The organism is Aquabacterium sp. (assembly GCF_041915145.1).
GTDB lineage: Bacteria > Pseudomonadota > Gammaproteobacteria > Burkholderiales > Burkholderiaceae_C > Aquabacterium.
On sequence record NZ_JAYSBZ010000028.1, the window covers coordinates 1 to 19,227 of the forward strand.

Genomic DNA, 19,227 nt, shown 5'->3' on the forward strand with positions numbered 1-19,227 from the left:
CGTAGCCCATCTGGATGTTGGTCGAGATGATCAGATGCTCGCCGTTCTGGTCGCCTCGCGGGAAGTCGGCCAGCTTGAAGGTGTAGCCCGCTGCCACGCCGCGAGCGCTGGCATCGCCCGACACCTGCTTCTGGCGGGACTCGAATTCCTTGGCCTTGAGCGTGGCGAAACGCTGCCGCAGGTTGGCGCGCTTGCCGATCTGGCCGTTGTCGTTGTAGGGCACGTTGTTCGGGCCCATGCCGACGTTGTAGTCGTAATACTCGGCGGTGGAGTGCGGCGTGCCGTTGACCGTCTCCTTGGTGGACCGGCCGTCGTGGCTTTGCGTGGGCTGGTCGTAGAAATAGTCGGTGAACGTCACCTTGCCGGTCTGGACGTGCTGGCTGAACTGCCAGCGCGTGACGGCTTCCAGGTCGATGCCGCCCGCCAGGGTTTCGCGGTAGACGATGCTGGGGTGACTGGCGCTGGCGGCATGAGCGGTGTCGCCATCGGTCAGCACCATGGTGTGCTTGCCGCCCTTGTGCTCGAAGTAGTAGTAGAGGCCTTCTTCTTCCATCAGTCGGCTGATGAAGGCGAAGTCGGACTCGCGGTACTGCACGCAATATTCGCGCGGCTCGTAGGTGGCGGTGACGTGCTGGCGCAGGTCGGGGGTGTAGGGCTGGACGACCGCGGTGATGATCTCGGGCACGGTCTTGTTCTGGAAGATCCGCACATTGTTCGAGCGGGTCAGCAGCCACAGCCAGGGGTGCACCGTGAGCTGGTACTCGAAGTTGCGGCCCACCACCCCCGTGAGCCCGAAGCGCGTGACCATGCCGCTGAACTCGCGCCGGCCGTTGTCGGGCAGCTCCAGCTTGACGGTCACGGACTGCCCCAGCAGCTTGCCGGCGTCGAGGCCGGGGTCGGGCGACAGGGCGCTGATGTGGTACTCGAACAGCGCACCCAGCGACTCGGTGGCGGACATCGTGCGCAGCTTCAGCACGTCGTCGCCAAGCGGCGTGTGGAGTTCCATGACGCGGGGCGTTTGGGACTGGGGCATGGCGGGCTCGAAAGATGAAAGCGATGCCGCATCCTACCTGCCCCATGGGCACCGGTGGGCTCCATTCGTGGGGGAGTCCGGGAGACTGGCGCGAGGCGCGCTCGGGCATGCGGCGGTGGTCATGCAAAACGGCTCGCGGCTTTCTAGAATGTTCCGCCTCCCTCGTCCAAACCTCGTCCGTCAGGGCGTCCTTCCAGGGCTCACGATGTCGTCCACCATTCGCATTCGCGGCGCGCGTCAACACAACCTCAAGAACCTCGACCTGGACATCCGCACCGGCGAGCTGACGGTGGTGACGGGCCCCAGCGGCTCGGGCAAGTCCAGCCTGGTGTTCGACACGCTGTATGCCGAGGGCCAGCGCCGCTACGTCGAGACCTTCAGTGCCTACGCGCGGCAGTTCCTCGACCGCATGGACCGCCCGGCCGTGGACAAGGTCGAGGGCGTGCCGCCGGCCATCGCGATCGACCAGACCAACCCGGTGCGCACCAGCCGCAGCACGGTTGGCACGATGACCGAGCTGAACGACCACCTCAAGCTGCTGTTCGCCCGCGCGGCGCAGTTGTTCGACCAGGACACCGCGCAGCCGGTGCGCGAAGACCACCCGCACAGCATCCTGGCGCAGTTGCGCGAACGCGCGGCGGCGCTGGGTGACCCGCGCCTGATCGTCACCTTCCCGGTCGAATTGCCGGGCGGTACGACGGCGGCGGAGGTTGAGCAATGGCTGTCGGCCAGCGGCTACACACGGGTGCAGGCCGAGCGCGAAGTGGCCACGCCGACCGGGCCACGCAAGGTGCTCGATGTGGTCGCGGATCGCTTCCGCGTGTCGGGCGTCGAAGAAGCACGCGCCATCGAAGCCATCGATGCCGCCCTGCATCGCGGCGGTCGCGTCAACGTGTATGCCTTGCTCGAAGACGGCGGCGAGCAAATCTGGCGCTTCTCCAGCGGCTTGCATTGCCCCGACAGCGATCGCCGCTACAGCGCACCCAACGCCGCGATGTTCTCGTTCAACTCGGCCTTCGGTGCCTGCGAAACCTGCCGCGGCTTCGGCCGCGTGATCGGCGTGGACTGGGGCCTGGTGATCCCCGACCACCGCAAGACGCTGCGCTCCGGCGCCGTGAAGCCGATCACCACGCCGGCTTGGTCCGAATGTCTCGATGACCTGCTCAAGTACGCCGGCAACCTCGGCGTTCCGCGCGACACGGCCTGGAGCCAACTCTCTCAGGCGCACCGCGACTGGGTCATCAGCGGCGATCCCGACTGGAAGGGCAACTGGAACAAGCAGTGGTACGGCATCAAGCGCTTCTTCGAGTACCTCGAGAGCAAGGCCTACAAGATGCACATCCGCGTGCTGCTGTCCAAGTACCGCAGCTACACGCCGTGCACCACCTGCGGCGGCGCGCGGCTCAAGCTCGAATCGCTGCTGTGGCGTCTGGGTTCGAAGGAAGATGCCGATGCGGTCTTGCCGCCCGAGAAGCGCTTCATGCCGCACGGCGTGAAGTGGACGGCGGATCAGCTGGCGGCACTGCCCGGCTTGTGCCTGCATGACCTGATGCTGCTGCCCATCGAGCGCCTGCGCCGCTTCTTCGATGGCCTGACGCTACCCAGCGAACTGCACGACGAAGCCCTCAAGCTGCTGCTGGGCGAGATCCAGACGCGTCTGCGCTACCTCAACGACGTCGGCATCGGCTACCTCACGCTCGACCGCCAGAGCCGCACGCTGAGTGGCGGCGAGGTGCAACGCATCAACCTCACGACGGCGCTGGGCACCTCGCTGGTCAACACGCTCTTCGTGCTCGACGAGCCCAGCATCGGCCTGCACCCGCGCGACATGCACCGCATCAACGAAGCGATGCTGCGCCTGCGCGACGCGGGCAACACGCTGGTGGTGGTCGAGCACGATCCGGCCGTGATGCTGATGGCCGACCGTGTGATCGACATGGGCCCGGGCCCCGGCAGCCAGGGCGGACGCATCGTGTTCGACGGCACGCCCGAAGACCTGATGCGCGCCGAAACGTTGACCGGCGCCTACCTCGGCGCCAAGCGCCAGATCGGCCTGGGCTTTCGCCGTCTGGTGAATGACAACACGCCGCGCCTCGTGTTGGAGGGCGTGCGCGAGCACAACGTCAAGAACATCAGCGTCGACTTCCCGCTGCAGCGCCTGGTCTGCGTGACGGGCGTGTCCGGCTCGGGCAAGTCCACGCTGATGCAGGACGTGCTCTACCCCGCGCTGGCTCGTCACTTCGGCCATGCCACTGAATCGCCAGGCGAGCACGACCGCCTGCTCGGCGCCGACTGGCTGGCTGATGCGGTGTTCGTCGATCAATCGCCGATCGGCAAGACCGCGCGCTCGAACCCCGCGAGCTACGTGGGTGCCTTCGACACTATTCGTGCATTGTTTGCCGCCGCGCCGTTGGCGAAGGAGCGCAACTACGGCGCCGGCATGTTCAGCTTCAACGCGGGCGACGGCCGCTGCCCGACCTGTGGCGGCTCGGGCTTCGAGCACGTCGAGATGCAGTTCCTGTCCGACGTCTATCTGCGTTGCCCCGATTGCGACGGCACGCGCTTCCGCGCCGAGATCCGCGAAGTCACCATCGAGCGCTTCGGCAAGCGGCTGAGCGTGTCCGACGTGCTGGAGCTGACGGTGGGCGACGCGCTGCGACTGTTTGCCGACGACCGCGACGTGGGCCGCGCGTTGCAACCCATCGCCGACGTGGGCCTCGACTATCTGAAGCTCGGCCAGCCTGTGCCGACGCTATCGGGCGGCGAGGCGCAGCGCCTCAAGCTCGCGGGCTTCCTGGCCGAGGCGGCGAAGGGCGGTGCATCCAGTGGTCAGGCGGTGGCCAAGAAAGGCGCGCTCTTCCTGTTCGACGAGCCCACCACCGGCCTGCACTTCGACGACATCGCCAAGCTGATGCGCGCGATGCGCAAGCTGCTCGATGCGGGGCATTCGATCATCGTGATCGAGCACAACCTCGATGTGATCCGCGCGTCCGACTGGATCATCGACCTGGGGCCGGACGGTGGCGACGCGGGCGGCGAGCTGGTCTGCGTCGGTTCGCCCGACGACGTGAAGGCGCATGCCACGTCCTACACCGGCATTGCGTTGCGCGAATACGAAGCCGCGCTCGGCCTGGGCGAGGTGCGCGCCGAAGAAGGCCAGCCGCTGCAGACCATCGCGCGCCAGCGCCGCGCGGCCGCAGCCGTGCGTGAGGGCGCCGATGCCATCCAGGTGGTCAACGCGCACGAGCACAACCTGAAGGGCTTGAGCGTGGACATCCCGCGCGGCAAGTTCAACGTCATCACGGGCGTGTCGGGCTCGGGCAAATCGACGCTCGCATTCGACATCGTCTTCAATGAAGGCCAGCGTCGCTACCTCGAATCGCTCAACGCCTATGCGCGCAGCATCGTGCAGCCGGCCGGTCGGCCCGAGGTGGACGCGGTGTATGGCATCCCGCCCACCGTGGCCATCGAGCAGCGCTTGAGCCGAGGCGGGCGCAAGAGCACGGTCGCGACGACGACCGAGATCTACCACTTCCTGCGCCTGCTCTACGTGAAGCTCGGTACGCAGTACTGCCCGCATTGCGCGGCGAGCAGCCCTGCAGAAGCGAGCCCGTTGGCCGACCCGGCCATCGGCATGGTGGCCGTGCAACCGCAGACGCCCGAGTCGATCGCTGCGCAGCTGATGCGCGAATACCGCGGCCAGCACGTCGGCCTGCTCGCGCCGCTGGTGGTGAACCGCAAGGGCGTCTACACCGATCTCGCGAAGTGGGCGGCGGCGCGCGGGCACACGCATCTGCGCGTCGATGGCGAGTTCTTGCCGACGGCAGGCTGGGGCACGGCAGGCGGGCCGAAGCTGGACCGCTTCAAGGAGCACACCATCGAGCTGCCCGTGGGCGATCTGTTCGTGCAGCCCGAGCGCGAAGGCGAGTTGCGCGAGCTGCTGGCCAAGACGCTGGAGCACGGCAAGGGCGTGCTGCACTTGTTGGCGCCGCTCGATGGCCTGGAGGGCGCGATGGCGCAGGCGGGCTCCACCGCCCGATCAACCGCACGAATTGGCCGCGTGCGCGTGTTCTCGACCAAGCGCGCCTGCCCGAGCTGCGGCACCAGCTACCCCGAGCTCGACCCGCGCATGTTCTCGTACAACAGCAAGCACGGCTGGTGCACCGATTGCGTCGGCACCGGTCTGGCGCTCACGCGCGAGCAGCGCAAGGCGCTCGACGATTCGGTGGTCGATAAAGAAAAGGGACGCGAGCAGACCTTCGCGGAGCCCGAGGTCGAGGACGTCGGTGACGCCGCTTGCGGTACCTGCCACGGCGCGCGCCTGAGCCCGGCCTCGCTGGCTGTGCGCTTCCGCCACGACTCGATCGCCGACGTGGCAGCCCGCTCGGTGCAGGAGGCGCGCCGCTGGGTCGACAAGCTCAAGCTCGACGGCCGCGAAGCCGCCATCGCGCGCGACGTGGTCACCGAGATCAAGAGCCGCCTGGCCTTCCTCGATCAAGTCGGTCTCGGCTACCTCACGCTCGACCGCAGCGCACCCACGCTCAGCGGCGGCGAGGCCCAACGCATCCGCCTCGCGGCGCAGCTCGGCAGCAACCTGCAGGGCGTGTGCTATGTGCTGGACGAGCCGACCATCGGCCTGCACCCGCGTGACAACCGCATCCTGCTCGACGCGCTCGGCACGCTGGGCCAGCAGGGCAACACGCTGATCGTGGTCGAGCACGATGAAGACACCATCCGTCGTGCCGATCACGTCATCGACATCGGCCCGGGCGCGGGCCGTCGCGGCGGGCATGTGGTGGCGCAGGGCACGGTGGCCGAGATCCAGGCCAATGCCGACTCGCTCACCGGCCGCTTCCTGCAGCGCCCGATGGTGCACCCGCTGCAGGCGCGTCGTGAGGTCGCGGCCAACGGCCCGGCCATCACGGTGCGCGGCGCCAAGCTGCACAACCTGCGCGGCGCGGGCCAGAGCGGGCTCGACGTGCGCGTGCCGCTCAACCATCTGGTGGCGGTGACGGGGGTGTCGGGCTCCGGCAAGTCCACCATCGCTCGCGATGTGCTGCTCGCCAACGTGCAGGCAGCGCTGGCCAGTAAAGGCAAGGGCGTGTTGTGGGTGGGCTGCGAAGCCGTCGAAGGCTGGGGCGGTGTGGACCGCGTGCTCGAAGTCGATCAGACGCCCATCGGCAAGACGCCGCGTTCGTGTACGGCCACCTACATCGGCTTCTGGGACGCGATCCGCAAGCTGTTCGCCGAGACGCTGGAGGCGAAGGCGCGCGGCTTTGCTGCCGGCCGCTTCAGCTTCAACACCGGCGCCGGCCGTTGCCCCGCTTGCGAAGGTCAAGGCATGCGAACCATCGAGATGGCCTTTTTGCCCGACGTGAAAGTGCCGTGCGACCTCTGCCACGGCCAGCGCTTCAACCCCGAGACGCTCGCCGTCACGTGGCGCGGCAAGAGCATCGGCGATGTGCTCAATATGGAAGTGGACGAGGCGGTGGAGTTCTTCGCCTCGATGCCGGCCATTGCTCACCCGCTCAAGCTGCTGCAGGACGTGGGGCTGGGCTATCTGACGCTCGGTCAGCCGTCACCCACGCTGAGCGGCGGCGAGGCGCAGCGCATCAAGCTGGTGACGGAGCTCAGCAAGGTGCGCGACGACGTGACGCGCCGCGGCCGACATGCCGACCCCCACCCCCCCGAGGGGGATCGCCCGCTTGGGGCGGCCCGGCGCGGGCTGCCGCCGCACACGCTGTATGTGCTCGACGAGCCCACGGTGGGCCTGCACATGGCCGACGTCGAACGGCTGATTCGCGTGCTGCATCGGCTGGTCGATGGCGGCCACAGCGTGGTGGTGATCGAGCACGACCTCGACGTGATCGCCGAGGCCGATTGGGTCATCGACCTCGGCCCCGAAGGCGGCTCGGGCGGTGGTCGGGTGGTGGCGGCGGGCGCGCCCGACTTGCTGGTCGAGCGCGGCACGCACACGGGCGTGGCGTTGCGGCCGGTGCTGGAGCGGGCCGCTGTGGCTTGAGCTTCGGAAGCTCGAATAGTGCGCAAGCGAAGTCCGGCATTGCACCAGGTTGCGTATTGTGTTCATAATTGTGTACGTTATTTAAGCGAGGTTCGCCATGGCTTTTTCAGTCGGTGATGTCATTCCGCTCTCGCAGGCGCGCGCCAACCTGTCCGAGCTGGCCGATCAGGTGAAGGCCGGGGCCGAGAAGATCGTCACCAAGAATGGCGAAAGCTATATCGCCTTGATCGATGCCCGGCGGCTTGACTACTACCACCAGTTGGAGCGCGAGCGCATCCACCTGCTGCTGATCGACGACGCACGGCGCGGCCTCGAAGACATTGCCGCCGGCCGCACGCAAGACGCTGCTGCAGCCCTGGCCGCGCTGCAGCAACGCCGTGTGGCGAAGTCGGCCTCAGTCAAGTCGGCCAAGCCAGTGAAGGTCACCAAGAAGCGTGGCTGAGCAGCTCTTCGAGGTAAAGCTCACGGCGAGCTTCCTGGCGCGACTTGAATCCATTGAGGCCTTCTTGGCCGAGGCCGACGCCGCCTTTGCATACGACGACTTGTTGGCCGACCTGCGCACCAAGGTCGTCCCCAACTTGCGGCGCTTTCCGCGCATGGGCCGGCGCTATCTCGATCAGCCGCCACAATCCGCCGAAGCGCTGGCAGCACTGGCCGCGTTGCCCGTCGGCGCAGCCCACGCGCTGCGCGAGTACCTGACCGGCGACTACTTGATTCTGTACGTTGATTCCGAGCCCGATGCGGCGGTGTACTTGCTGTCCATTCGGCACCACCGGCAGCTGTCGTTCGATTTTGGTGGGCTGTGGCCTGGGGCGATGACTTAGGTTGTAGCGCGGTTTTGTAGGTCGGACTGGGCGTAAGCGAAGTCCAACAAGGCGCGTTGATTGCGGGTTACGGCTCGCGGATCGTCCGCAATATATTCCGAGCGCCGACAAGAACCAAATGCAAGGAGGGCCCTATGTCGAACACGGAAATGGAGCTATTCCGATCAGTGCGGGTTGAAGCATTCCCCAACGGGACAGTGATTGAAGGTAAGCCCGCGCCGGAGGTGTTGTATCCGGACTTCGAGCCTCGCGTGCTGCCAAATGGACGCAAGCGTGAAGCTGATGTGCAGCTTTCCGGTGACAAGACGTGGGTGTACTCGGGCGGCGGTACTTCGCTTTTTGACCGGCCGAATGTTTTCAAAAGGAGCGGGTGGCTTGCTTTCACTATTCCAGCAGGAACAGAGGTGCCTGAATCATTGGCTGTGCGATACACCGGGCGCAACCCCGGCTTTGATGCTGACCACTACCAGATTGAATCGAAAGCCCATCGAATGCGTCTCGATGCTTACAAGGGCGCACTCGACAACCTGGCCAGAAATGCCGTCGTCAAGTCCATTGAACTCGCCGAGCGTGGCAAGCGAACTTAACGGAGACCATCATGGTTGAAATCAATCCAAATGCTTTGGTCTATCTCGTTCAACTGGTGGATGAAAAGCTGCAACAACTCAAACAGCAAGTGGCCACCAGCGAAGACGATGAGGCGCTGGCTGAGTACGAAGATGAGTTGATGGCGTGCAGCAAGGTCGCCATGGAGCTTGAACGTTGCTACCAACAAGCGGCGAAGGTGGTCGGGAACATTCCGCCGTATGCCGAGTTGCTGCAAAGAAAAATTTAAGACGTGCGTTTTATCGCGGCAGTGTCGCGACTGAATTGAATGGTTAGAAGCTGATATGCCAACACTGCATTGGGTCGGAAAAGACAAGGTCGTGAACCACCATCACGATGTGCCGTTTCGTGTGCTGAAGAAGGAATACAGCTTCCGCGCCGGCACGAATGCGGATGCGGGTTTACCCCCCCCGCGCAACCGGCCAACACCACTGACAACCGCATCATTCATGGCGACAACCTAGAAGCCCTGAAGAGCCTCTTGCCCGAGTTCGAGGGCAAGGTGAAGTGCATCTACATTGACCCGCCGTACAACACCGGCAACGAAGGCTGGGTCTACAACGACGCGGTCAACGACCCCAAGATCAAACGCTGGCTCGGCCAGGTGGTGGGGAAGGAAGGCGAGGATCTGTCACGGCACGACAAGTGGCTGTGCATGATGTATCCGCGGCTGAAGTTGCTGCATCGGTTGCTGGCGGACGATGGCTTGATATTCGTCTCAATTGACGATACGGAGATCGCGTCAATCAGGCTGTTGCTCGATGAAATATTCGGAGCCAGCCAGTTCATTGCGAACTTCATTTGGGAGAAGCGAAAGAATCGCGAGAACCGCAAGATGATCTCGGTTCGGCATGACTATGTTCTTTGCTATGCAAAGCAGAACAAGGCAGACCTTTTACATATAAAGCCGTTGCCCATGGATGAGGCGGCACTCTCGCGGTATCGAAATCCAGACAACGACGAACGTGGGCCATGGAAGTCAGATCCGGCGACTGCACAAGCCGGGCATGCAACTAAATCGCAGTTCTATCAGTTGATAGCGCCGAACGGGAAGACGCATGATTTGCCCAGTGGGCGATGCTGGATTTACACCCAGGAGGCTATGGCCGATGCCATTCTTGATGGCCGAATTTGGTTTGGCGAATCAGGCAACAACGTTCCTAGAGTAAAGACATACCTTGATGCAAAAGATCGTGGGCTAACTCCCGAAACAATTCTGTTTGCCGACGATGTGTCGACAACAGAAAAAGCCAAGAACGATATCAAGGAGTTGTTCGACGGGAAGGCCGTTTTCGAGACGCCTAAGCCTGTTGAGCTCATTGAGCATTTGCTCAAGCTGTGCACCAGTGGCGATGATTTGATCCTCGACTCATTTGCTGGATCTGGAACCACTGGGCAAGCTGTCGTGCAAGCAAATGCCGCAGACGGTGGTCGGCGTCGGTTCGTGCTCGTCGAGATGATGGAGTACGCACACACAATCACCGCCGAACGAGTGCGACGAGTGATTCTCCGCAACAGTGCGGAAGGTGAGCTAGGCGGCTTCGACTACTACACCGTCGGCGAACCGATGTTCCTCGCCGAAGACATCCTGAACGAAGCCGTCGGCGTGGACGCCATACGCAACTACGTGGCCTATAGCGAAGGCATCCCGATCGAAGCGCGCGCCGCGCCGCAGAACCCGCACACGCCCTATCTGCTCGGGCTGAATCGCGAGACGGGCTGGATCTTCTATTACGAGCCGAATCGCGCCACCAGCCTGGACATGGACTTTCTGTCCAGCTTGCGCTTCGGCGGCGATACCGGGGCCGGCAAGCCCGCCACGACCATCATTTACGCCGACCGCTGCTTGCTGTCGAAGGCGTTCATGACCCGGCACGGCATCGTCTTCAAGAAGATCCCCCGCGACATCACGCGCTTCTGATCGGGCAGGGATACATCATGGAACTCAAGGACTACCAAGCGCGCGTGCTGGCTGATCTCGCGGCTTATCTGGACGTGCTGGACGGCACGCCCAATCTGGCACAGGCCTATCAGCGGTATTGGGCCGAGAAGGGCGTGCGGGTCGGCAACCACGGTAGCGAGCCGGGCATGGAGCCGTACAAAAACACGGTGCCCGGCGTGCCGCACATTTGCGCGAAGGTACCTACGGCAGGCGGCAAGACCTTTATCGCCGTGAATGCGCTCGACACGGTTTTCAGCGCGCTTGCCAAACGCAGCCCCAGGCGGCCGAAGATGGTGGTGTGGCTGGTGCCGTCGCTCACCATCCTCGATCAAACCGTCAACGCATTGAGCAACCCCGAACACCCTTATCGCAAACGGCTCGATCAGTTGTTTCGCCATCGCGTGGCCGTGTTCGAAAAGCGCGATCTGTTGATGGGGGCCGGCTTTTCGTACGACACGGCGCAAGAGCAGTTGTCCATCGTGGTGATGAGCTTCGATTCACTGCGCGCCAGGAACAAGGAAGACCGCAAGATCTATCAAGAGAATGGCAACTTGGCGTCATTCCTGTTGCCCGATGGTGAGGGGGACGATGATTGGCTGTTGCCTGAGCATGATCCGTCTGCGCTCATCAACGTGATCCGGCGCATGCGGCCCGTGGTGGTGGTGGATGAAAGCCACAACGCCGAGAGCCAGTTGTCTGTCGATATGTTGAGGAATCTGAACCCGGACTTCATCCTCGACCTGACCGCCACGCCGCGCAACAACAGCAACATCATCAGCTTCGTGGATGCATTGGCGCTGAAGAAGCAGCACATGGTAAAGCTGCCGGTGATCGTGACCAACCGCAGCAGCAAGGCCGAGGTGATCGAGGCAGCGCTGATGCTCAGGCGTCAACTTGAAGAGCTGGCCAAGCAAGAAGAGGCGACGGGCGGCAAGCACATCCGCCCCATCGTGCTGTTTCAGGCGCAACCGCGCATCGACGATGACAACACGACGTTCGAGAAGATTCGCGACAAGCTGGTCGAGCTGAAGATTCCGCCTGAGCAAATCAAGATCAAGACCGCCGAGATCAACGAGCTCAAGGGTATCGACTTGATGAGCCGCGATTGCCCGGTGCGTTTCATCATCACTGTCAACGCGTTGAAGGAAGGCTGGGACTGCCCGTTTGCGTACATCCTGGCGTCGCTGGCCGACAAAACATCGGCGGTGGATGTCGAGCAGATTCTGGGCCGCGTGCTGCGCATGCCCCATGTACAGCAGCATGGCAACGACTTGTTGAATCTGTCTTATGTGTTCACCGCCAGCAACCGCTTCATGGACACGCTGCAAAGCGTGGTGAGGGGCTTGAATCGGGCCGGGTTTTCTGACAAGGACTATCGCTCGCATGATGTGCTCGACGCTGAGGCTGGCGCGGCAACGACACCCGGAACCGGAACTCTCGCGCCGCTCGAAGGGTTGTTTTCGCAGCCGGCCGACGAGTTGGACGTCAGCACGGTATCGCCCGATTGGGAGACCGTGGCCGTGAACACGGCAACACAGGCCGTGCAAGCCTCGGGGGCTGTTGACGGTGTCGCGTCAGCCGGGGCGGCCTATGTGGCGCAAATCAAAGAGCGGGCGCTGGCCGAGAGCCAGGCGTTCGAAGAGCAGGCGCAAGCCAGCAACGATGAGGTGTCAGCCGCGCTGGAGGGCAAGATGAATCGCCACCGAATGAAAGAGCTGTTCCGCGATCAGGCGCTGGTCTTGTGCCTGCCGCAGTTCTTCATCAAGGTTCAGAACGGGGGGTTCTTCGATGCGGATCAGCCGTTTCAGTTGTTCGAGCGTGAAGAGCTGTTGAAGGAATTCAAGTTGTCGCAAGGCGATGCGACGATCTCGTTTGAAGACGTTGAAACCGAGGTTTACCGGGTTGACCTCGAAGAGTTGGGCAAGGACGACTACACCCCCAAAGCGTTCAAGCTGGCCACCAGCGAGCGGGCGCGCTTCACAAGCTATCTGTTGAGTCTGCCGCCTGAAAGTCAGGTGATGAACCTGGTCGCCCGATTGGCGGCACTGATCGGCAACATGTACCCGATCACCGACCCCGAGGTGAAGGATTACATCCGCCGCATCGTGACCAGCATGAGTGCCGAGCAGGTGCGCGACTGCATCGAGCGTGACGTGGCCTACGTGCGCAAAATCAAGCAAAAGATCACGGCGCTGTCCAACGTGCATGCGCTGAAGGCGTTCGCCGACATGCTGGATGTGGATGCCATTGCGATTCAACCGAGCTTCTCTTTGCCGGAATCGATCACGCCAAGCGCGAATGCGTCAGCGGTGCCAAAGAGTCTGTACGTCACCGAGGCAGCCATGGGCGACTTCGAGCGGCGCGTGATCAACGATGTTGCCAATCTGGACAGCGTGCAGTGGTGGCACCGAAACCTGTCTCGCGGCAAAGGGTTCAGGATCAACGGCTTCTTGAACCACTACCCGGACTTCATCGTCAAGACCAAGACGGGTCGTGTCATCGCGCTGGAAACGAAAGGTGATGACCGTGACAACTCCGATTCCGAGCTGAAGTTGAAGTTGGGAAAGCTATGGGAAGCCAAGGCCGGGCGTGACTATCGCTACATGATGGTGTTCGAGAACAACCCGATTGATGGCGCAGAAAAGCTGTCTGACGCGCTCAGAAAGATTGGGCAGATGTAGGGGGCGTTTGCCTCGCTGGGATTCTCGGCATTCACTGCCAGCCCGTGCGAGCGGTCATGGCTGCGCCCTACCAGTCTGGCGTGTCAGTTCAGAGCAGCACGGGCAGCCAGCCGCCGGCCAGCATGGCGGCCAGGCCGAGACTGACGCGCGTGCCGTAGGCCGGGCCGCCCATGGCCCACGCGCCCACCAGCTTGCTGATGCTGTTGGCGCTCAGGGCCAGCAGCATGGGCACGCGCACGTCGATCGGGTGGGCCGTGGCTTGACCTGCGAGCGTGAACACCGAGGCGCAGGCCGCGTGCACGTCGGCAAACCCGGCCAGCGCGGCGCCCAGCCCAGCGGCGGTGCTGCCCGCGTGCTGATTCAGCCAGGCCATCGCCGCCGCCGTGCCCGACAGCAGCAGCGCGAAGCCCACCGATTTGCGGAAGCTGAAAACGGCGCCGTCGCTGTCGGATGGCAGGTTCACGCGGCGTGCCTGCCAGAGGCTCCACGCGGCGGCGACCAGCGTGGCGGCGCCCGCGCCCGCCAGGCTGGGGGCGATGGTGGGCAAGACGGACGGGCGCACCGCCACCGCCACCAGCGCGAGCTGCAAGATGGTGGCCACGTTGGACGACAGCGCCCCGGCCACGCAGGCCGGACGCAGCTCGGGGGCCTGCCGTGCCCGCGCGCCCATCGAGGCGATGGTGGCGGTGCTCGATACGAATCCCGCCACCAGGCCAGACAGCGCCAGGCCCAGGCGCGGCCCGGCCACGCGCAGCGCCACGTGGCCCGCCGCCTGCAAGGCCATCAGCAGCACGGCCAGGCGCCACAGGCCGCGCGGCTCGATGCCGGCCCAGGCGGGCAGCGGGTGGTCGGGGATCAGCGGCAGGATCACCAGCGCCGAGCCGGCCAGCACCAGCGCGCTGTGCACCTCCTCGGTGGTCAGCACCTGGGTTGAAAAGCGATGCAAGCGCGAGCGCGCCGCCAGCAAGCCGGTGATGACCACGGCCACGCCGGCGGCGATCTGCGGGTGGTCGATGGCGGTGACGCCGATCACGTAGCTGACGAACAGCGAGAGCTCGGTGACGATGCCGGGGTCGTGGCCGCGACTGCGCCAGTAGCCGATGGCGGCCAGCAGCACCACGAGCAGCGCGCCACAGGCGATGAGCCAGGGCTGGCCGGTGAGCTGGGCGGCGGCGCCGAGCAGCGCGGTGATGGCGAAGGTTCGCACGCCGGCGATCTCGCGCAGCAGGCCGCGGCCCTTGCGGCGCTCGCGCTCGATGCCGATCAAGAGGCCGCTGCCGAGCGCGGCGGCCAGGCCGACCCAGACCGGCGGCGAGGTCAGGGTCAGCAGGCTCAGCGTGCCGGGTTCGGGCGTGGCGGGCATGGGCGTGGCGGCGTCAGCCCAGGCGCTGCGCCAGCTCGCCGAAGGCGTCGAGCTGGTCGGCGGGCAGTTGCAGGGCGGCGGGTTGGCGACCGGCCAGCAGGGTGTCGGCGAGCGATTCGATCAGGCGCTGGGCATCGGCGGCGCGCGGCAGCACCGGGCCGGCGAACAGCACGCGGCCGGCTTGCGTCACCAGCAGCGTCGGGAAGGTTTCGATATCGACGTCACCGATCAACTCGGCTTCGTCTTCCACGTCGATCCAGCGGTAGCGATGCCGCGGCAGGGCCTGCTGCAACTCGGCGAAGGCGGCGCGGTAGTCCCGGCAGGTGCCGCACCATTCGGCGCACAGGCAGGCAACGAGCAGGGCGGGGGGCGACGTCATCAAGCCGGCGGGCTCACAGCTGGCCGTAGGAATGCAGGCCCGACAGGAACATGTTCACGCCCAGGAAGGCGAAGGTGGTGACCAGCAGACCCACGAGTGCCCACCAGGCCGCCGCGCCGCCGCGCAGACCTTTCATGAGCCGCATGTGCAGCCAGGCCGCGTAGTTGAGCCACACGATGAGCGCCCAGGTTTCTTTCGGGTCCCAGCTCCAGTAGCCGCCCCAGGCTTCGGCGGCCCACAGCGCCCCAAGAATGGTGGCGATGGTGAAGAAGGCGAAGCCCACGGCGATGGCCTTGTACATCACGTCGTCGAGCACCTCGACCGGCGGCAGCCGCTCGGCCAGCGGCTTGCGGGCCGCCACGCACAGCGCGAAGAACACCGCCAGGCTGCCCGACATGCGCGCGGCCGACTTGATGCCGTTCACGGTTTCAGGTTGCACGTTGGCCAGCAGCCAGAACGCCAGCAGGATCAGCGTGAGCGTGGCCGGCGCGCCGATCAGGCCCACCACCAGCGCGCGTTGCGTGGCCGTCTTGAGCAGGTAGGCCAGCGCCACCATGGCCGCCAGCGAGAAGGTGCCGTAGCCGATGAAGTTGGCCGGCACGTGCAGCTTCATCCACCAGCTTTGCAGCGCGGGCACCAGCGGCTGGATGCTGTCGGCCGAGCGCGCCAGGGCGTACCAGAGCAGGAAGCCCACCGCCGCGCTCACCACCAGCATCACGAAGGCGCCCAGGCTGCGCGTGCTCGCGGCGCGCTGCACGAAGTGCTGCTCGTAGTACAGATAGAACAGCGTGGTCAGCCAGCAGAACAGCACGAAGACTTCATACAGGTTGCTGACCGGGATGTGGCCGATGTCGGGGCCGATCTGGTGGCTCTCGAACCAGCGCACCATGGTGCCGGTGAGGGCCATGAAGACGCCGGCCCAGGCGATGCGACCGCCCAGGCGTTGCATGGTGGCTTGCGGGTTCGACGAGAAGAAGCCGATCCAGTAGAACAGCGTGCTCATCCAGAACAGCACGCACATCCACAAGATCGCGCTCTGGCTCGACAGCAAATACTTGAGCCAGAACACGTGCTCGGCCTGGCTCAGGTCGACGCCGAAGTCGTCCATCTTGCGGCTGTAGAGCGCGATCGACAGCAGGCTCGCGCCGGCCACCAGCAGCATCAGCGTGCGCAGCGAACCCCAGAACCAGCCCAGGCCGATCATCACCGGCATCGCGCCCGCCAGGATGGCCAGCTCGTAGACGTCCATCGCGGCGCCGTAGCGCGAGAAGGCGAAGCCGGCGCCCGCCAGCACGGCGGCGGCGAACAGCCAGTCGTAGGCGCTGCGGCCTTGCGTCAGTTTGAGCAGGCCCGACGCGGCGGACGGTTGGGCGAGCGTGGTCGTGTTCATGCGGATTCCTCGGTGGCGGGCGCGAGCAGCAGCGCGGCTTGGAGTCGTTCAAACTCGCGATCGGCGTCGAGCGTCTGGCGGTTGCTCGAGAACGCGGTGCGGATGGTGGTGCCGCCGTTCTCGGCAGGTTGCAGCCACACCCACAGCCGGCGCTCGCGGATGTAGAGCATCGCAAACACGCCCAGCGTTAGCAACAGGCACCCCAGATAAACCACTTTCTGCCCGGGTGCCTTGGCCACCTGGAAGATGCTGGCCTGCACCTGCTCGAAGCTGTCGAGCTCCAGCCAGACCGGCGAGGGGTAGAAGAACGAGTCGGACAGCGACAACACCGCCGTTGCCATGAAGCGGCGCGTGGCGTCGTCGGTGGGCAGGCGGGGCTGGCCGGCTTGCTCGCGACTCAGGTTGAGCAGCTCGAACAGCGTGCCGTTGACGATGCGGATCAGCACCTCGGACGCGCGCTCGCGCTCGGCCGGCGGCACGCTGGCCTCGATGAAGTCCGATATGCCTTGCAGGCCGCCCGGGGCGGGGCTGCCTTGCTTGGCATGCTCGGCGCCGGCGAACAGCCCTAGCGCGTGGCTGGCCGAGGCGGTGAGCTGCGGAGCGAGGTCGGGGCGGCCCGCCGGCAAGGCCAACGCCACATAGCGCTTGACGGCCTCGGCGCGCATCGCCGGGTCGTTGAGGGCGGCGCGCAGGCGCAGCCAGCCGGCGACGCTGTCGTTCTCGTCGGCGGGGATGCGCAGGTAGCGCATCGGGTCGGCGGGGTTCTCTCGCATGCCGGCCAGGAAGACGCGCGCGCCGTCGAGCTCGACCGGCCGCATGTAGTTCTGGAACTCGCGTGCCTGCCCCGCCGCGTCGCGCAGCTTGAAGGTCATCGACGGCCCGACGTTGCGCAGGTTCTTGCGGTCGGCCGCCTTGTCGCCCGAACCCAGGTGCTCGCCGAGCTGCGAGGCCAGGTCGACCTTGCGCACGTCCACGCCCGAGGCGGCGGCGTCGGGCGCGCCGAGGTTCTCGACGTTGATCACGCGCAGGTCGGTCAGCTCCAGCATCATCGGCTGGCCGCCCGACAACGCCTCCGGCAGCATCTGGCTGCTGCCCACGGTTCCGTGCAATTCGACGCCGCCGCCGCCGCCCAGCGGGGTGGCGCGCAACGCGAGCTTCGAGCCGCCGTCTTCAAAGCTGGACTGGTAGATCGCCACGCCCTTGTAGATGAGCGGATGGTTGACCTGCACCGTGCCGGCCAGCGTGTGCCCGGTTTCGCGGTCGTGGATCACCACGTCCGACGCGAACAATTTGGGCATGCCGGTGTTGTAGTAATCGACCTTGAACTGCTTGAGCTCCACATCGAAGGGCAGGGGCTGCAGCAGCGTGCCGCTGGGCAGGGCGATCATCGCCACGTTGGCGCGGGTGCCCTCGGCCACCGCCAGGTTGCCCCGGAAGGCCGGGTTGCGCTCGCTCAGGCGGTGGGTGGGGTCTTGCGGGTTGATCGGCCCGCTGACGATGGGCGTGAGCCCTTGCGCCCACATCTGGACGCGCACCACGAGGTCGCCATCGAACAGGCCGCCCAGGCAGATCAGCACGATGGCCGAGTGCGCCGCGATGTAGCCGATCTTGTTGGCCGCGCCCTTCTTGGCGGCGAGCATCACGCCGTTGCCGCGCGTTTGCACCTTCACGCGCCAGCCTTGGCTGGTCAGCAGCGTGCCGACGCGCGACTGCGCCTGCTCGGGCGACTCGGCGGTCTGCCCCTCGGCCTTGTGGTGGAAGGCCAGCAGGCTCTGCTCGCGCACGCTTTCTTTGAACGTGCGCAGATCGGCCAGGATCTTGGGCACGTTGCGGGCGATGCACAGGCTGGTGGACGTCACCAGAAAGGCCAGGATCAGCAAGAACCACCACGAGCCGTACACCGCGTACAGGCCCAGCATGCCGAACAGCTGGGCCCAGAACGGCCCGAACTGGTTGACGTAGTTCGGGCTGGGCTGCTGCTGCTGCACCACCGTGCCGATCACCGACGCGATGCAGATCACCGTGAGCAGCGCGATGGCGAAGCGCATCGACGACAGCAACTCGGAAGCCTCGCGCCAGAAGCGCGCGGCAGAGGTGGAGCGGGGGGCGGTGGCCGTGTTCATGGGTGAGCGGACGCTGAAACAAAAAGGGCGGTGTCCCTGATCGGGGCCCGCCCTCTTGCTGAATGATCGGCGCGCGAGCTGAACGTCAGCTGACGCGCCGGGTAAGGCACCGGAAGATCAGCGCAGGCCGGCGATGTAGTCGGCCACGGCTGCGATTTCCTTGTCGGTCATGTGGGCTGCCACGCCCACCATCTGCGCGCTGTTGTTGCGCGGCGGCGTGGCGGCATTGCCGGCGGCGGTGTTGAAGGTGGCGGCGCGGAACGCATTCAGCTGCGCCACGATGTATTCGGCGTGCTGACCAGCCAGACGCGGATACTGCGCCGGGATGCCCGCGCCGTTCGGGCTGTGGCAGCCCGAGCAGGCCGGCACCTTGGTTTCGGCGACGCCACCGCGGTAGATCTTCTCGCCCAGGGCGACCAGATCCTTGTCCTTGGCGTCGCCTTCCTTGGCCTTCTTGCTGGCGTAGAACGCGGCCACGTCGACCATCTGCTCGTCGGTCAGGGCGGCGGCCATGCCGTTCATGATGGCGTTCTGGCGCTTGCCGGACTTGAAGTCGCCCAGTTGCTTGACGACGTATTGCGGGATCTGGCCCTGCAGGATCGGGAAGGTGGGCGCGCCGCGCGAACCGTCGGCCACGTGGCACGACTGGCACATCTGGGCGGCGGCTTCGCCCTTCTTGACATCGCCCTTGACGATCTTGACGTCAGCGGCAACGGCCGCGCCGGATGCGGCGCCCGTCACGAGGGCAGCCGCCACCGTGGCGGAAAACAGCGTGGAATTCAGCAGGCGGGCGACGAGTGCAAAGGGCTTCATGGTCTGGGCGACGTGTGGTTGAGTCACGTGGGGTTGATTCGGTGGAGCCTC

13 protein-coding genes are annotated in these 19,227 nt (G+C 65.2%); 7 read left to right on the top strand and 6 right to left on the bottom strand.

Annotated features, from left to right (window positions below; translation table 11 throughout):
* Nucleotides 1–1,033: type VI secretion system Vgr family protein (locus ACE3SS_RS07180; RefSeq protein WP_374592486.1), on the bottom strand; the 1,033-nt coding region annotated here is incomplete at its 3' end.
* Nucleotides 1,034–1,238: 205 nt separating this feature from the next.
* Here ACE3SS_RS07180 and uvrA point away from each other — a divergent pair.
* From uvrA to ACE3SS_RS07215, 7 genes are all read left to right on the top strand, one after another.
* Nucleotides 1,239–7,055: an excinuclease ABC subunit UvrA gene (gene uvrA, locus ACE3SS_RS07185; protein WP_374592487.1), complete on the top strand. Its 5,817-nt coding sequence runs from the start codon at nucleotides 1,239–1,241 to the stop codon at nucleotides 7,053–7,055.
* A 97-nt stretch (nucleotides 7,056–7,152) separates the two neighbouring features.
* Nucleotides 7,153–7,497 carry a type II toxin-antitoxin system Phd/YefM family antitoxin gene (locus tag ACE3SS_RS07190; protein ID WP_374592488.1) on the top strand — a complete coding sequence of 115 codons (345 nt, stop codon included), beginning with the start codon at nucleotides 7,153–7,155 and terminating at the stop codon, nucleotides 7,495–7,497.
* Nucleotides 7,490–7,879 carry a type II toxin-antitoxin system RelE/ParE family toxin gene (locus ACE3SS_RS07195; protein WP_374592489.1) on the top strand — a complete coding sequence of 130 codons (390 nt, stop codon included), beginning with the start codon at nucleotides 7,490–7,492 and terminating at the stop codon, nucleotides 7,877–7,879. Before ACE3SS_RS07190 ends, ACE3SS_RS07195 begins: the two co-directional genes overlap by 8 nt.
* Nucleotides 7,880–8,013: 134 nt before the next feature.
* A complete protein-coding gene (locus ACE3SS_RS07200; protein WP_374592490.1) occupies nucleotides 8,014–8,466 on the top strand; it encodes a hypothetical protein in 453 nt (150 codons plus the stop codon).
* A gap of 11 nt (nucleotides 8,467–8,477) precedes the next feature.
* A complete protein-coding gene (locus ACE3SS_RS07205) occupies nucleotides 8,478–8,714 on the top strand; it encodes a hypothetical protein (protein WP_374592491.1) in 237 nt (78 codons plus the stop codon).
* 252 nt (nucleotides 8,715–8,966) lie between these two features.
* Entirely contained in the window at nucleotides 8,967–10,406 is a 1,440-nt protein-coding gene (locus ACE3SS_RS07210; protein ID WP_374592492.1) for a site-specific DNA-methyltransferase, read from the top strand.
* A 17-nt stretch (nucleotides 10,407–10,423) separates the two neighbouring features.
* Entirely contained in the window at nucleotides 10,424–13,108 is a 2,685-nt protein-coding gene (locus ACE3SS_RS07215) for a DEAD/DEAH box helicase (protein ID WP_374592493.1), read from the top strand.
* Between the two features lie 88 nt (nucleotides 13,109–13,196).
* Here the strand turns inward: ACE3SS_RS07215 and ACE3SS_RS07220 are convergent, their stop codons facing one another.
* From ACE3SS_RS07220 to ACE3SS_RS07240, 5 genes are all read right to left on the bottom strand, one after another.
* Complete coding sequence (locus ACE3SS_RS07220) at nucleotides 13,197–14,471, bottom strand: MgtC/SapB family protein (protein WP_374592494.1); 1,275 nt, start codon at nucleotides 14,469–14,471, stop codon at nucleotides 13,197–13,199.
* Nucleotides 14,472–14,484: 13 nt separating this feature from the next.
* The gene (locus ACE3SS_RS07225; RefSeq protein ID WP_374592495.1) at nucleotides 14,485–14,850 is read right to left on the bottom strand and encodes a thioredoxin family protein; all 366 of its coding nucleotides are present in this window, start codon (nucleotides 14,848–14,850) and stop codon (nucleotides 14,485–14,487) included.
* A gap of 13 nt (nucleotides 14,851–14,863) precedes the next feature.
* Complete coding sequence (gene ccsB / locus ACE3SS_RS07230; protein ID WP_374592496.1) at nucleotides 14,864–16,240, bottom strand: c-type cytochrome biogenesis protein CcsB; 1,377 nt, start codon at nucleotides 16,238–16,240, stop codon at nucleotides 14,864–14,866.
* Nucleotides 16,237–18,363 carry a cytochrome c biogenesis protein ResB gene (locus tag ACE3SS_RS07235; protein WP_374592497.1) on the bottom strand — a complete coding sequence of 709 codons (2,127 nt, stop codon included), beginning with the start codon at nucleotides 18,361–18,363 and terminating at the stop codon, nucleotides 16,237–16,239. The genes ccsB and ACE3SS_RS07235 overlap by 4 nt, the downstream gene beginning before the upstream one ends.
* A gap of 117 nt (nucleotides 18,364–18,480) precedes the next feature.
* The gene (locus ACE3SS_RS07240; protein ID WP_374592498.1) at nucleotides 18,481–19,176 is read right to left on the bottom strand and encodes a cytochrome c; all 696 of its coding nucleotides are present in this window, start codon (nucleotides 19,174–19,176) and stop codon (nucleotides 18,481–18,483) included.
* Nucleotides 19,177–19,227 lie beyond the last annotated feature (51 nt).

Bases quoted from the DNA above. Each gene is read 5' to 3' on its own strand.
- uvrA (WP_374592487.1), top strand. From the start codon at position 1,239: ATGTCGTCCACCATTCGCATTCGCGGCGCGCGTCAACACAACCTCAAG.
- ACE3SS_RS07190 (WP_374592488.1), top strand. From the start codon at position 7,153: ATGGCTTTTTCAGTCGGTGATGTCATTCCGCTCTCGCAGGCGCGCGCC.
- ACE3SS_RS07200 (WP_374592490.1), top strand. From the start codon at position 8,014: ATGTCGAACACGGAAATGGAGCTATTCCGATCAGTGCGGGTTGAAGCA.
- ACE3SS_RS07205 (WP_374592491.1), top strand. From the start codon at position 8,478: ATGGTTGAAATCAATCCAAATGCTTTGGTCTATCTCGTTCAACTGGTG.
- ACE3SS_RS07215 (WP_374592493.1), top strand. From the start codon at position 10,424: ATGGAACTCAAGGACTACCAAGCGCGCGTGCTGGCTGATCTCGCGGCT.
- ACE3SS_RS07220 (WP_374592494.1), bottom strand. From the start codon at position 14,471: ATGCCCGCCACGCCCGAACCCGGCACGCTGAGCCTGCTGACCCTGACC.
- ACE3SS_RS07225 (WP_374592495.1), bottom strand. From the start codon at position 14,850: ATGACGTCGCCCCCCGCCCTGCTCGTTGCCTGCCTGTGCGCCGAATGG.
- ccsB (WP_374592496.1), bottom strand. From the start codon at position 16,240: ATGAACACGACCACGCTCGCCCAACCGTCCGCCGCGTCGGGCCTGCTC.
- ACE3SS_RS07235 (WP_374592497.1), bottom strand. From the start codon at position 18,363: ATGAACACGGCCACCGCCCCCCGCTCCACCTCTGCCGCGCGCTTCTGG.
- ACE3SS_RS07240 (WP_374592498.1), bottom strand. From the start codon at position 19,176: ATGAAGCCCTTTGCACTCGTCGCCCGCCTGCTGAATTCCACGCTGTTT.